The following is a 14,439-nucleotide window of genomic DNA, read 5'->3' as shown; positions in this document are numbered from 1 at the left end:
CTCCAGCTGAGTAATGGCGCAATATTTACCTCACTGCCATCAAAATTTTACCTAGCCATTTGTGACTACTTCCATCTTTACCACAACCTCAGTTATAACCGTTTGTCGTTTTTTCAGAAATTAATTTGTTACCCGTAATTCGTACAATTTTGCGAATATTTTTGATAGAGTTTGGTGACTCTTCCTTACTGACAGTGAAAAAGCTTGGCGCGGTAGCCGTGGGCTTTAGGTCGGCGTTGCGAATCTGGAACACAAGTTTTATTATTTCCTTTCTCTAAATCGTGCCTAGCGCTAGAAAAGTTGACGACCCACAAATCTAAAGGTTTTGGTAGTTCGGCAATGGTTCTGTAAAGAGTTTCTACAGAGCGATTCGAGCTACGGTCGTGCTGAGCTAGAAGAAACAAAGGAGAATGAGTTTGAGAACCATACAGGTGCTTAAACTGCCAACCTATTGTCATGAGTTCTCTCGCCTGTGCGTGAGTATAGTGAGCTGTAGCGATTAAAATTGGATTTTGCGATCGCTGTTGCATAATTGGTACGAGGCGATCGGGTCTTTCAATCTTTTGATAGCCAAAGTTAAAAACGACAGTTAAAGCGCCAAAGAAACCTAGCAGCCAAATCAGCACGACTGCAACTTTACCTCTAGTTTGCAGAAATTTGAGTCGCAACTGCTGACGAGGAGTCCAGTTTATCTTTGCATGTTGAACGAAACTATCGCTATCCCAACAAATTGCTAATGCTGCACTGACGATCGCCATCAAGGCTGGAAAGTAAACAAAGTGATAGCGTGAGGCAATACTCAAATCTGCACCCAAGGCGTAGGTAACAATTGAAAATAGCGCGATCGCTACCAAAACAAATCCACCTAAAACTTGAATTCCACTTCGAGATGGCGATCGCCATAACTGAATTTTCCAACCGCTAACGAGTATAGGCAACGTCCAAAATAGAAAAGCGATGACAATTGCACCGCAAACCAGGGCAATTGGTTGACTCACACCCTCAACGGGTAGCAGCCACAGCATTGAAATCATCCAAGCTAAAAACCTCGCCGTGCTTTCTAGAATACTGCCGAAAGGATTACCGCGATAAATCCAATCTGTCATTTGGTTATCGGGAATACTCTGCAAGAAAGGCAACCAGATTAAACCCCCGGCGATGGTTCCAGCTGCAACGGCGATGAGTCCAGAGGTGGTGGGGGCGGGTTTAGCAAAAGATTCACGGCTTCCGTCAATAAATTGTGGCTCAAAATCCGCCCTTACAGGGGAGTCGGGGAATTTTGAATTTTGAATTTTGAATTTTGAATTTTGAATTTTGAATTGTTTCCACACCACAGCAAGCAAAACTATTGCCTCGGCGCAAAGGGTGATGGTGACAAAGTAGTGAATGGCAATTCCTAGACTGTTAATTGCCACCCAAGTGAAGACTAACCAATTTGGGATCGGTTTTCGGCTCTCTAGACAACGTGTAGCAACGATTAAGCAAGCCAAAGAAGCAATAATAACTAAGATTGCTAGGGTATAGTGGCGCGGTTCTTGGGCTTGGTAAATGCCATAGGGCGAGGCTGCCATCATTGCAGCGGCGATTTGTCCCACCAGGCGGGAACGAAAAGCTAGCCACCCCAAACCAAAACTAGCAGGAATTGCAGCCACTCCCAGAAGGGCGCTGAAGGCTCTTGCTGCCCATAACGAGACTAGTCCCTCGTCTGAGGGAAATAGCTGCAACCACAGGTGATTTAAGAGGAAATAGACAGGAGGATGAGTACTCTCTGTCATCAAATTGTGAAAAACATCGCCCAAGCTGGCTGCTGGATGAGGTTGTAGTGGTTGTAGTAGGGTATCTAGGGCGATCGCTCGATCTAAAGGGACAGTGCGAAAACTATTACCTAAACTAAATACTAAGGTGGCAAATTCATCTGACCAAGGTGGCTTCGCATCTAAATTAATAAATCTAATAATCGTGCCGATCGCAATCCATCCGAAAAGTGTCAGCCACTGAAGCCAACTTCTCTGGGCAAAATTTATCAACCCTCACACCCCTTACACCAGATAAATAACACCAAATAAATTACACTAAATTAATTATTCAAGTAGCTATCGCGGTTCGTAGTAACGACAACCCTCACAGGGTCCTTCAGGATTGACCGCACATCTAATATAGCCGGAACGAGCATTGTAGCGACAGCTGATGTCACCAACCAGATATCCTACTCCTTCTAAATAATAGCGATCGCTATGAAGTGGTGTAGGTTCGCTTCTCTGTGTCCTGATGGGGGTAAAGTCGATCGCTTGTCTAAATCTCGCTTGTATTTGTGCCTCTCTTCGGCGCAGTAGCCACAGCGATAGCAATGATGGCATTAGTCCTAAAGCAAGAATCCAGAGTGCTGCTCCCACCTGTGCTTTACCTCTTGTCAGTTGTCAGTTATCAGTTGTCAGTTATCAGTTACCAGTGACCAGTTACCAGTTACCAGTGACCGTCAACCAACAACCAACAACTAACAACACTACTCTTCCCTAATCTATAACAGCCAATTCAGTAGAGAGAATTTTTGCTTGGTTTTTGTCTTTTGTCTCAATGTTTGTGCTAGCTGTTGCGCTTCTCTTTCAGCTTGAAATAAATCGATGACTTTGGTTGTTAAAATGAATTGAGTTGCTTTGCGGCGCTTGACGTGGGGTACAACTACTGAGCGATACTCGCAAGCACTTGTAGATAGCTGTTGAGTGTAGTCTAATTGGCTGGCGATCGCTTTTAATTCAAAGATTGCTGCTTCTAGTTCTGCGGCTAATTGATTAATTTTGTCTGCTTGTGCTACCAAGTGCTGCCATTCGGGGCGATCGCTGTGAGACGATTCTGATGGAATTTGAGGCTGCAAGGGTGGTATTGCCTGATGTTCTCGCTTTGGGATTGCGATCGCCGTTACATATGGTTGATGCCGTTTGGGAGATACTGGTAATGTTACGACTCTAGAACGCCCTAGATGCTGCTGGATGGGAAATTGGATTAAGTTTGATTTGAGTTTTGTCATACTACTTCTCGATGGGAGATCGCCGCTCAAATTTTAACTGCATGTTAGTACAAACGAACTATATTGACAAGGAAAGAATAGGTTAACTTTTTTGAAAAAATTTTGTTTAGGAGAAAAACCCATGTCAGCTATAGATCGAAATGGAACTCATGCAGCAGTCAAATCTGCTGACAGCAACAAAGAGAACAAATCGAAGAAAAAGCTGAACGGTAAGTTTTACGAAAAAGAATTAGCACAACTGCAAACGGAGTTGGTGAAATTGCAGTACTGGGTTAAACATCAAGGTTTAAAGGTAGCGCTGATTTTTGAAGGACGGGATGCGGCTGGAAAGGGAGGCGCAATTGGGTGCGTGACGGAATACCTCAATCCGCGTGGCTGTCGCGTTGTGGCTTTGGGTACACCTTCAGATGTGGAAAAGACGCAGTGGTACTTTCAGCGTTATGTTGCCCATCTACCTGCGGCGGGGGAAATCGTGCTGTTCGATCGCAGTTGGTACAATCGTGCAGGGGTAGAACGGGTGATGGGTTTTTGCACTGAAGCCCAATATCAAGAGTTTATGCAATCTTGCCCTGAATTCGAGCGGATGTTGGTGCGATCTGGAATTATTTTGTTGAAGTATTGGTTTTCCGTCAGCGATGACGAACAGGAACGCCGCTTTCAAGCGCGGGTTAAAGATCCGGCTAAGCGCTGGAAACTCAGTCCGATGGATATTGAAGCCCGCGATCGCTGGGAGGAATATTCTAAAGCTAAGGATGTCATGCTAGCTCATACTAATATTCCAGAGGCTCCTTGGTTTACAGTGGAAGCCGATAATAAAAAACGGGCGCGACTTAACTTAATTCAACACATTTTAAGCAAGATTCCCTACCAAGACATGACTCCAGATGCATTCGATCTACCTCCTAGAAAGCCTGGAACTGGCTATCATCGTCCACCTGTAAACGAACAGTTTTTCGTTCCCCAGGTTTATTAAATAATTTGTAGTAGCGTCAAGAAGATTTCATAACTTAAATGAGATTGCCATACAAGGTATCTCTTTGACGGTAGGGACGATTGAGGGAAGCGATCGCTGTTTGTAGTGTCTCTACTGCCATGCAAGTACCGCCAACTGCACCTGCCATTGTGGTAATGTGTTCTTCCATCAGCGTGCCGCCAATATCGTTGCAACCCCATTCTAAAGCTGTTGTTGCTCCTGCGAGTCCGAGTTTGACCCAACTCGGTTGATGGTTGGGAATCCATTTTCCTAGATAAATTCGCGCCACTGCTGTGAGTAGCAAAGCATCTGCTAAAACTGGCTGATCTCTTCCTACCCGCTTTCTCAGCGGCTTAGGTGCTTCTTGTCCGACGAAAGGCAGTAAAATAAACTCTGTAATTTTTGTAGGATACTGCCGCTCGATCGCAATTTGTTGAAGCGATCGCAAATGTTCTAGATGACGGATTTGCTGTTGGGGTATTTCGATATGTCCAGATAACATGGTACTCGTTGTCGGCAAGCCAAGTTGGTGTGCCGTACTCACAATTTCTAACCATGTCGCTGTGTTAATCTTTTCTGGACACAGAATTCGCCTGACATTATCATCTAATACTTCTGCTGCTGTTCCTGGCATTGAACCAACACCAGCATCCCGCAAAGCAACGATAACGGTAGCGTAGCTCAAACCGTCTTCCCTAGCAATAAATTGCACTTCTTGGGGAGAAAAGGCATGTAAATGCAAGTGAGGAAATTCTACTTTAATCGTTTTGACTAATTCTAAGTAGTATGGCAGCGATTTACCATCAATTTTTGCTGTAGGGTGAAGTCCCCCTTGCATACAAATTTCTGTTGCCCCTCTCTGTACGGCATCGGTAGCTTTTTCTAAGATTTGTCCCCATTCCAACCAGTAGGAACCTGCTTCGCCCGCATCGCGACGAAAGGCGCAGAAACTACAGTGTTGTTCGCAAATATTGGTAAAGTTGATATTGCGGTTAATGACATAAGTAACGGTATCGCCCGCTTGCTGATGGCGGAGTTTATCGGCAGTATCGCGGATGAGAGCAATTGCTTCCGGTGCAGTTTGTTGTAATAACTCTACTCCTTCGGCTGGAGAGATATCGTCTCCAGATAAGGTGCGATCGAGAATAGGTTCAATTGTTTTGGTTATCATTATTTGAAGTGAGTCGTGAGTCGTGAGTCGCGAAGAGGTTTAAGTAGATTCTTCACTATTTACTTCTGCCACTCAGGTTTTTACAATCATATTTTTGAACTCATAATTTTATTATCGACAAATTCAATTCCTGGCAAGGATATCTATATATCGCAATTCTCGTTATGAGGGGCATTCGTAGAGGCGCGCGGCTGTGCGCCTCTACAGATCTTGTATTTCATCTCGCTCCTGAGTCAGTTATATAAAGATAAGAAAATTTTCAGGAACGAATTGTCATGAATAAAAAGGCAAAGAGATGTTGACTTCGCGATTTAGTTTTGATAAAGTTTTCTTTATAATGGAAATTTCGACTAATTTTTTAATTTTTCAAATATTTCCATTATGAAGCGTATACGCTAAATTGTAGCAGTAAAAATATCACAGGACAATCCCTTTTTATAGCTAATTATTGTACTTATTACGTAAGTCATCTATTTATGATTTTTCTCTGAGAGTTTCTGGAATACCAACAGAAGAAAGTCCGGCGATCGCTTGCAAATTTTGACGGCGGAGTAGTTCCATAAAATCTAAAGTCGGTCGTCCTTCCATTTGTGCCACCGCTTCAATTGCCGATAACAGATGTTGAGCCGCCTCTGCCTCAGCATAACCCCGCCTCCCAGCAACGCGCACTGCTGCCTCATCTGCTTCTACCTCAATCTGAGAACTGCGGTTATTGCGCCAGATCCGAGTCCCGGCGATCGCGGTTAATGCCCCAGCTGCCACAGTACCCACAACATCTCCCTGCACGATCTCTACTACCGTCCCCAAAAGCCCAGCTAAGACAACTCCCTGATAGACATCCGGTTTAAACCACTTTACTGCCGTTAACCAGCTAACAGTCCGCAACAGCAACAAATCTCGCTGTGGTTGGGGTAGCCGCCGCCAGAGATCGAAATTAATGGAAATGCGACGTTCCTGCTGCCACGGCAAAGGAAAAGCATAATCGATAACTTTAGTTTGCTCCCGCTTAGCGACAATCTTAGTCAACATCCGACCGGAAGCAGGCATCAAGTCCAGAAGGCGGCGAATTTCAGTAGTTGGTTCCATGAATAGGGATTGGAAAAAGTTATGTATTGGTAGGGGCGGGTTTTGAGCCAAAATTTCTAGCCAAAGCTGTCCATCGATTTGCTAAATCCGCCCGTACACAAGTTAAAAGCTCACTACACCTCACACCCTATACCCTACACCTTGTTTGCCGATCGCTGATAATAAACTAATAGACTTAAAAAATTATCTCTTCAATGGATGCATTTGCACCGATTCCGCCTCAATGGACTCAACAGGCAACTCATGCCAGTGAATTTTGTTGTCCCCGTTGTCGTTCTGGTAGCCGCGAAGCAGAAAGAGTCTGGCTAAATCGACGATCGCCCGTATTTACCGAAAACAACCGTCGTAAGTGGCAAGAGTTTTATCAGTGTCAATGCGGTTGTATCTGGTGGGCGTGGAGTAACGATCGCCCCCCCTCAGATTTAACACCGAAAGAAGACTGCGATCGTTAATTGGTTAGTTGTTGGTTGACAGTTGACAGTTGACGGTTGATGGTAAATGCTGGCGCTACACTCCGTGAAGACGGTTATTGAGAAGTGGCTGGTGGAACCGATGACGCTTTGGCTGGAATCTTTTCTAGTCACCAGCCACTAGTCACTAGTCACCGATCGCTGGTCAAGAAATCATCACCAAAAACCATAAATTTAAGCAAATATTCCTGTTGGCAACGGGCAAATCTGTCTTGATGAGATAAAATATGATACAAATAACGGTACACTTGTCAAGTCGATGAAATACTTCTTTAGAACAATGACGGTTAAAAGAGATATTTCTTAATCTGAAGGCAAAGCCAGACAGAGAATTTAACCGAAAAGTCTGTACATTGCTGCCCAATCAATGACTCGTTGAATTTATAGGAATAAAGTTATGAGCGATCGCTCGCCATCGGAAGCATCTATCTTTTTGAGTTATCTCAGAAACGGGATTTGGTTCTTGGGAATATCTTTTTGGTTGTTTGGCATCATTGACCGAAGCATTGCTTCTTTCTCTGATGGCTCCCTATCGAGCGTAGATACGCTCCAGCTGTTTACAGCAGCCTTCTTCTTCATTGCTTGGTTGTTCCTGAAACCAAAGTCGGGGCATCGGGAGAAACAGGCAGTTGGGAATCCTAACCCTTCCTCAGCCTCCTCAGTTCCCCCCGCTATTTTCTAACTTCCAGTTGCTAATTTCTGTCCTATTAAAACAGAGCGGACAACCCGTTCGGCAGCCTTAGTAACGAGTTCTGGAGCATTGGCGATCGCATCTCCTAAACTACAGGGCGCGTCGAGAATGCTTTCAAACGAGTCGATGCCACAATTGAAATTCACCTCAGCATCACGCCCGATAGTTCCAGCAAGGGCAATAACTGGTAGCTGATATTTCTTAGCTCTTTGTGCCACTTCTGCCGGAATTTTGCCGCGTGGAGTTTGAAAGTCAATACTTCCCTCGGCGGTAATCACCAGATCGGCATCTTCTAATAAGCGATCGAGGTGGAGATATTGCATCACAATGTCATAGCGAGGATGCAATTTTGCCCCTAATAAAGCATATAAGCCCGTACCCAAGCCACCAGAAGCACCACTTCCAGGCATTTCTCGCACGTCTATACCCATGTCGCGTTCGATAATAGCAGCATAATTATCGAGTGCTGCGGCTAGCTGCTCCACAGTCTCTGGTGAAGCACCTTTTTGAGGCACTACGGTTCAGTTAAGGCTCAAAGTGTTGTAAATTAAGCATTGTTCCCAAGAATGGAAAGTGAGTGTAGTGCATCTGAAGGATTTCTCATTGTTGTCTCCTACGATACAAAGTAGTGATGTGTTCAAAGCGATAGAGGCAGCCATCCCATCCACGGAGATCGAGCAAGCGATCGCTAAAACTAAAGTTTGTGAACAACGTAAACGCTCGTTACCAGCACAATTGGTAATTTGTTTGGTAATTGCGATGAGTCTGTGGTCACGAGATTCGATGAGAGATGTGCTGAAAAACTTAATTGATGGGCTGAGCGAAGCATGGGTGAAAGTGGGGAAATACTGGCGAGTTTTTTGTAAATCAGCAATAACGCAAGCCCGACAACGATTAAGTCCAAGGGTGATGAGTCAATTGTTCCATCAACTGGTGCGACCAATGGCTAGCACCGATACCAAAGGAGCATTTCTCAATGGATTGCGAATTGTGGTAATTGATCGGACTTGCTTCGATCTGCCAGACAGCGATGAAAATGCGAGAGTTTTTGGTCGTCCGAGCAGCCGTCCTGGCACACAAGCCGCATTTCCCAAACTGCGATTAGTCATTTTGGTAGAAGCAGGAACACATTTAATCTTTGATGCATTGATGTGTCCATATCGAATAGGAGAACGAGTGCGGGCATTAAGATTATTACGCTCCGTGAGTTCAGGGATGTTGTTGATGTGGGACAGAGGGTTACATTCTTATGCAATGGTGCAAGCAACTGTCACAACTGGTAGCGATTATTTAGGAAGAATTCCCGCAAATGTCAAGTTTTTGTGCGAAGAACCACTGGCGGATGGTTCTTATCTGAGTTGGATTTATCCACCTGCTAAATTCCGCTCAAAAGCTTGCCAGCCCATACAAGTCCGAGTGATTGAATACACAATTGGTAATACCGACAACCCAGAGGAACAACTAAGATATCGCTTAATTACCAGCTTATTGGAATTGGAGAAATTTCCGGCTCAACTACTGGCGATTGAATATCATCAACGCTGGGAAGTAGAAAATACTATTGATGAACTCAAAGTACATTTATCAGGACGAAAAACTCATATTCGCTCTCAAAAACCGCGTGAAGTTGTGCAGGAAGTTTACGGGTGGTTGTTAGGACACTGGGCTGTGCGGTTATTGATGTTTCAAGCTGCAAAGAGCGCGGGTATCACTCCTTTGCGTCTGAGTTTCACTGGGACATTGCGAGTTATTCGTCGTGCTATCCCGAAATTTCAACGCTTGCAATCACAAGAACTCCCCTTTTTTTAAGTTGGTTAACTGTAGAGATTTTAGACACTCTGTTACCTGAACGAGTTTCTCGTACCAATCCCAGAGTTGTAAAAAAACCTGTATCCAAGTTTCGCTCAAAAAAGCCAAGACATCGAGCCACCCCCTCCCGAACCAATCCTCCTATTTTCTTTATCCTCAGCACAGCGTAGCCTTAAATGAACCGTATTGCTTTTTGAGGACCAAATACTCGCGCTACACCTTTTTCGCCACACAACAGATTGTGCCAGTTAAACGCCACATCAATTTGTACCGATTCCAAACGGCAATCGCGATCTTTAAGATCGATGCGTTCTAGTTTTATCAGTTCGCCACCACCGCGATCGAGTTCCTTTCCATCTGCATCTAACAGGCGTACTCCCAGAGCTTGCGCCATCCCCGCACCACCATCATTCGTACCGGAATCGCCACAACCAATCAGTATCCGTTCTGCACCCGCATCTAGCGCTGCTTTAATAAGTTCTCCCACGCCGTAGGTTGTTGTCACTAGAGGGTTACGTTCGTGATGCGGCACTAATCTCAGTCCCGCTGCCGCTGCCATCTCTAAGACAGCAGTTTTTGTCTGCGTATTACCCAGAAACCCAAAATAAGAATCTACAGGTTGTCCGACAGGACCAGCGACCGTCAGATGGTGTAAAATTCCGCCCGTCACTGTTACGAGGGCTTTGGTGAAACCTTCTCCGCCATCTACTAAGGGAGCTTTGTGGATAGTAGCATCGGGTAAAACTCGCAAAATTCCCGTTTCAATACAATCTGCTACCTTATCAGCTTCCAAGCTTTCTTTAAATCCCGAAGGCGCAATCAAAATACGTAAGCTCATGTTTGTCTCCTGCAATTAGTGAGTGGTGCGTGGTCACTGGTCACTGGTCACTGGTCGCTGGTCACTGATATCTACTCTCGTAGTGGCAATGAAATCTGTACGTATGTCCCCTGACCAGGTTCGCTATCAATGGTGAGTTGACCTCCATGCTGTTCGACGACCGCTTTGCTTAAGGTAAGTCCCACACCTGCACGCTGACCGTTGGTAGTGACTGTGGGAGAAAAAACCCGTTCGATTGCGGGTTGTTGAATTCCCTTGCCGTTGTCAGCGACTTCAATTAAGAGATTCATAGCATCAGGATCGATGCGCGTCCGCAAACCAATCCGTCCACCTTGTTCTGGCAATGCTGCTAAGAGCTGATTTATAAAGTAAAAATCAAGCAGCTAGTCGTCTCAGCATCAGCCGTACCATAGCAGCGTAGACCATAGATTCACTTATTTCCGGTAGGAGTTCATAATCCTTACTTAGTCGTCGATAGCGTCCTAGCCAGCCAAAAGTTCGTTCAACTACCCATCTTCTGGGCAAAACTTCAAACCCATCTGTAATCCGCTTAACTATTTCTACTTCTGCACCGCAGACTACCATTACAGCTTGTGCAAAATTCTCTCCACTGTAGCCACTATCTGCCCAAATTAGCTCTAAAGACTTAGAGTTATAGCACTCTTCTAGCAATGCCACTATTGCTCCTAATCGTTCTGAAGCATTAGCTTCGGTGATTACTACACCCATTAGTAGTCCTTGAGGATCTACTACGACATGGCGTTTGCGACCTTTAACTAGCTTGCCGCCATCAAAGCCGGATACTTCCCCTTTTTTCCGTCGTTTTTACGGACTGGCTATCCACAATTGCAGCAGTAGCTTGATGAGATTTGCCCAGCTTCATCCGTACTTGTTCACGTAAGGCAAGATTTATCTGCTGCCAAATTCCTCGTTTTTGCCAACGCCGAAAGTAATAATAAACCGTTGAATAGGGTGGGAAGTCATGTGGTAGCATCTCCCAAGCACAGCCAGTTTTCAGCAAATAAAAGATGGCATTTACTACCTCACGCATATCCACAGTACGTGGATGTCCTCCTGGTCTTACAGGTGGAATTAATGGTTCAATGATTTGCCATTCTCGATCGGTTAAATCACTTTTGTAAGCTTTTCTACTCATGAGGCAATGCTTTGGGCTACTGTCTTGTCATAGTAAAAGCCTCTTGCCTCCATTCTCGCTGCTTTCAACTTTTCTTTATAAATGACCTCTAAGGCATTCCGTACTAGTTCGCTCAAAACCTCGCGTAACTTCGGGCGATCGACAACTGCATAACTGACTTCTGGAGCAATATCCAGATCGATGCTCACGGCGCGTTCGACGAATTCGGATTGAAACCGCAGCAGCAGATCGTAAAGCAGCGCTCTGACATCGGTACGGGCAAGATTCAAATCTAAGGGAAAGCCAAAATCAGTAATTCGCGACACGGCTTGTAATAGTAGATCGAGCTGCCCGATCGCCGCCTGTTGTTGCCCGTCAAATTCTTCGTTGCCCTTAAAACCATTGTGGTGCTGCAACTGAGTCACCCGCGTACGCAATTGCGACAATAATCGATGCAAAGTGACTCGTGAAGGCAAATGCTGCCAAGCAGAATCTTCTACGCCATCTTTAACAACACCATTAGGAACGGCAGCCAAACCTGCAAACTGCTGCCGTTCTGCCATTGCCTCCATCATTCGATTGAAAGCTCGGCTGACTGCTCCTAGCTCGTCTTGACGTTCTTCACCGAGGCGGCGTTTGAAGTCTCCTTTAGCTGCGTCGTCTAATGCCTCCTCTACCTCTTCTAATGGTGCAAATAAATCTGAAGCTAAATAAGCTGCAAGAAGCAACATCAGTGAGATTGTGCCAAAAGCCGCGATCGCTAAAACTAATTGGGCAGTTTGCCGCGTATTTTGTGTTTGTTGAGTGATGATTTGGCGATTTTGGCGATCGGAAGCAACGGCTTGTTGAGTGACTTTCTCAAACCTGATAAAGTCTATGTCTTCTAGTTGTTTTTCTAGAAGTGCAAAGGCGCGATCGCGCTGACCTTGTTCTACTAGAGTAAAGGCATCGCGGGCATCCTGTATCAAAGCCAGGTAAGCGTTACGGACTTGCTGAACTTGTTTTCGTTCCGCTTCAGTGTCGGCTAATTCTACCCAGCGCTTAAAATCTGCTTCTGCTGGTTTGAGAAAGGCTTCAAATTCTTGCCGTGCGTCTATGTCGTTGCTAACAATCGCATCAGGAACTTCTTTAAAAGCGCGAAAAGTTGCCGTTCGCACGCTCTCAAGTAACAAACTACGTTGGTAATGCCCTTGCAATCTGCGTTCGCTATTTTGCCACTGCGCGATCGCCCACACAGTCACACCCGCCGTTGCCAGCGCCAGCAACGCCAACCCGCTAAATGTTGTTAATAGTTTCTTTCTTAAGTTCATGATTTAAGGGAGCAGGGAGTAGAGAGCAGGGAGCAGAGTCAGAGAGCTGAGGGAGCTTCAGGGGCAGAGGAAAAACTACTGGTCACTGGTCACTGGTCACTGGTCACTGGTCACTGATAACTGTCATAGCCTTAAGCCGATCCATTGCCAATAGCCGTAGTAGAACACCACGATCAGTCCCAAATGAACTAGCAAGAGTACGGAACTCAGACGCAATAGGTCTGCTGGTTTATAGGTTTCGCCTTCTAATTCTTGAAACATCAACAGCGCTTTGGAACTGACGGGAAAAGTCAAACAGTAGTCCATGCCGACGTTGCTGAGGAATAAAACCGCTACGGGATTGAGTTGCAAGCTGTTGCCTAGATATAACAGCGCTGGGACTAGAGCTACAGCTCTGGCTGTATGCGAAGTCATGTAGATGTGGGAAGTCAGGGCAATTAGAAATAATACGAGCAAGATCAAGAGGCGCGATTCTGTGCCAGCAATGCCACTTGCAGCAAATAGCTGGTTAATAATCCATTGAGCTGCATCGGACTCAATCAAGGCTTCACCTAAAACTAAAGCCGCACCTACAAAGACAATTAAGTTCCAAGAAACTGCTTTCAGTCCATCTTTCCAGCTAATGACTCCAATACTAGGTGCAGTTAGTACCAAAGCCCCAATCACCGTGACGGTGGCGATTTCCAACCCATGCCAACTTTCCGTTAGCCATAGCCCTACCATGACCAACACGACAAGCAGCGTTGTTCGTTCTGCTGTAGAAAAGGGTTTTTTTTGCTGATAAGGAATCTGAAGTTGGCGCTGGCGGCGATTTTTGTCTAAAAATAAGCGTAAAATTACCCAGCAGGAGAATAACTAGCGACAACTCCAAACGGCACGCCATAAAGCGCCCACTGTGCGTAAGAGAGCTTAACATCAGCAATTTCGTCTAACAAGTCGATCGCGATCAGATGGGAACCAGCACCGATAAGAGTAGAAATCGTGGCAACTAAAATAATTGTCGGCATCAGTAGCGCCATTGCACGGGTGATGCGGCGATCGCCTGCGGCGTTAGCAATGCTGCGAAATACGGGAATGACTACAGCCGCTCTACCGGACGTGGAAGGAATGACGAAAGACAAGGGAATTAATATAGTTGTCAACAGCCAAAACACACCGTTGACGTTACGGGCGCGACTGACGACCAACTGCGTTAATCTTGCCGCTAAACCAGTTTGCTGTACGGCTCCACCCAAAATGAAAGCACCAATCATCAGCCAAATTACATCTGATTCCAGTGCCTCAAACAATGCTTCTTGTTCGCTACCACCAGATAAAATTAATAACACCACCGTTGCCAGAGCAACGTATGTTGCATTCAGGGTTGTGGTTGACCACAAAATTACTGCTAAGGCGAAGGTAAATAGAGATAATCGCGCCTCTGTTGGCAGCGAACTTGGTAGAAGAATGGCGATTCCTGCTATGAGAGTTAGTGCCAAAGGTAGCACGGCATCAACCACCCATCGAAACCGTCGCTGACGTGGGGGAGTTTTAGGTAGAGGGCGCTTGCTCTCAATGCGCGACCAAATGCTAGTTGTGCTTAGTCGCTCCTTGCTACCTGCCTTTTGAGTGGTAGCAGCTTTACTCATCTTTCCTTCTAGTCACCAACTAATGTGCGGTATGACGACCTGTACTGAGTGATTGTTTCACTCAATTGACATAAGCAGATCGCCCGTGCTTAATCAGAGACTAACATCTTCTTAAAGTAGATTTAATTTCTTCTCTAAGTATCTACCCTGGGATGGAAGGCAGAAGTTTTTACCTCAATCTAACTTTTTTCATAGATTGATTTCTAGTATTTTTGCAAACGTAATTTTGAGCTTTTTGAGGTTTCGTATTTTGGCACTTGTAAAAATTAAAAGAGAGATTATTTGATAAAAATTATCCAAAGA

The 14,439-nt window shown here is 45.3% G+C and carries 11 protein-coding genes and 4 pseudogenes; 4 read left to right on the top strand and 11 right to left on the bottom strand.

From position 1 onward, the window contains the following. Positions 1 to 185: 185 nt before the first annotated feature. From N4J56_RS08405 to N4J56_RS08395, 3 genes are all read right to left on the bottom strand, one after another. Positions 186 to 2,027, bottom strand: coding sequence for a hypothetical protein (locus N4J56_RS08405; protein WP_317106045.1), 1,842 nt, complete (start codon positions 2,025 to 2,027; stop codon positions 186 to 188). 66 nt (positions 2,028 to 2,093) lie between these two features. Next, a complete protein-coding gene (locus N4J56_RS08400; RefSeq protein ID WP_317106044.1) occupies positions 2,094 to 2,393 on the bottom strand; it encodes a DUF6464 family protein in 300 nt (99 codons plus the stop codon). Between the two features lie 125 nt (positions 2,394 to 2,518). After that, positions 2,519 to 3,025, bottom strand: a complete 507-nt coding sequence (locus tag N4J56_RS08395; protein WP_317106043.1) for a hypothetical protein — start codon at positions 3,023 to 3,025, stop codon at positions 2,519 to 2,521. Positions 3,026 to 3,146: 121 nt separating this feature from the next. Here N4J56_RS08395 and ppk2 point away from each other — a divergent pair, with 121 nt between their 5' ends. Then, complete coding sequence (gene ppk2, locus N4J56_RS08390) at positions 3,147 to 3,998, top strand: polyphosphate kinase 2 (RefSeq protein ID WP_317106042.1); 852 nt, start codon at positions 3,147 to 3,149, stop codon at positions 3,996 to 3,998. A 34-nt stretch (positions 3,999 to 4,032) separates the two neighbouring features. Here the strand turns inward: ppk2 and cofH are convergent, their stop codons facing one another. Both cofH and N4J56_RS08380 read right to left on the bottom strand, forming a co-directional pair. After that, entirely contained in the window at positions 4,033 to 5,169 is a 1,137-nt protein-coding gene (gene cofH, locus N4J56_RS08385; RefSeq protein WP_317106041.1) for a 7,8-didemethyl-8-hydroxy-5-deazariboflavin synthase subunit CofH, read from the bottom strand. Between the two features lie 474 nt (positions 5,170 to 5,643). Then, entirely contained in the window at positions 5,644 to 6,255 is a 612-nt protein-coding gene (locus tag N4J56_RS08380) for a DUF3318 domain-containing protein (RefSeq protein ID WP_317106040.1), read from the bottom strand. A gap of 194 nt (positions 6,256 to 6,449) precedes the next feature. Between N4J56_RS08380 and N4J56_RS08375 the strand changes: the two genes are divergently transcribed. Beyond that, a complete protein-coding gene (locus N4J56_RS08375) occupies positions 6,450 to 6,707 on the top strand; it encodes a hypothetical protein (protein ID WP_317106039.1) in 258 nt (85 codons plus the stop codon). Positions 6,708 to 7,122: 415 nt separating this feature from the next. Then, a pseudogene (locus N4J56_RS08370) lies at positions 7,123 to 7,332 on the top strand (hypothetical protein); the annotation flags it as partial. Between the two features lie 71 nt (positions 7,333 to 7,403). On the opposite strand, the pseudogene N4J56_RS08365 reads toward N4J56_RS08370, so the two are convergent. Beyond that, positions 7,404 to 7,928, bottom strand: a pseudogene (locus tag N4J56_RS08365) (glycerate kinase); the annotation flags it as partial. Positions 7,929 to 8,088: 160 nt separating this feature from the next. On the opposite strand from N4J56_RS08365, the gene N4J56_RS08360 reads away from it, so the two are divergent. Beyond that, entirely contained in the window at positions 8,089 to 9,225 is a 1,137-nt protein-coding gene (locus N4J56_RS08360) for an IS4 family transposase (RefSeq protein ID WP_410500401.1), read from the top strand. Positions 9,226 to 9,415: 190 nt separating this feature from the next. Here the strand turns inward: N4J56_RS08360 and N4J56_RS08355 are convergent. The 5 genes and pseudogenes from N4J56_RS08355 to N4J56_RS40825 all read right to left on the bottom strand — a co-directional run. After that, positions 9,416 to 10,063 (bottom strand): annotated as a pseudogene (locus tag N4J56_RS08355) (glycerate kinase); the annotation flags it as partial. A gap of 71 nt (positions 10,064 to 10,134) precedes the next feature. Further along, a complete protein-coding gene (locus N4J56_RS08350; RefSeq protein WP_317106035.1) occupies positions 10,135 to 10,407 on the bottom strand; it encodes an ATP-binding protein in 273 nt (90 codons plus the stop codon). Positions 10,408 to 10,438: 31 nt separating this feature from the next. Next, positions 10,439 to 11,219 (bottom strand): IS5 family transposase gene (locus N4J56_RS08345; RefSeq protein ID WP_317105119.1). Its coding sequence is split into 2 segments (ribosomal slippage): positions 10,439 to 10,883 and positions 10,882 to 11,219, totalling 783 coding nucleotides; the frame shifts between segments, so codons are not numbered across the junction. Then, a complete protein-coding gene (locus N4J56_RS08340) occupies positions 11,216 to 12,508 on the bottom strand; it encodes a HAMP domain-containing protein (RefSeq protein WP_317106034.1) in 1,293 nt (430 codons plus the stop codon). The genes N4J56_RS08345 and N4J56_RS08340 overlap by 4 nt, the downstream gene beginning before the upstream one ends. 123 nt (positions 12,509 to 12,631) lie before the next feature. Further along, positions 12,632 to 14,136: pseudogene (locus tag N4J56_RS40825) on the bottom strand (SLC13 family permease). Positions 14,137 to 14,439 lie beyond the last annotated feature (303 nt).

Source organism: Chroococcidiopsis sp. SAG 2025 (assembly GCF_032860985.1).
Lineage (GTDB): Bacteria > Cyanobacteriota > Cyanobacteriia > Cyanobacteriales > Chroococcidiopsidaceae > Chroococcidiopsis.
The sequence above is the reverse complement of the archived record's forward strand: the minus strand, read 5'-3'. Positions and strand labels throughout refer to the sequence as shown.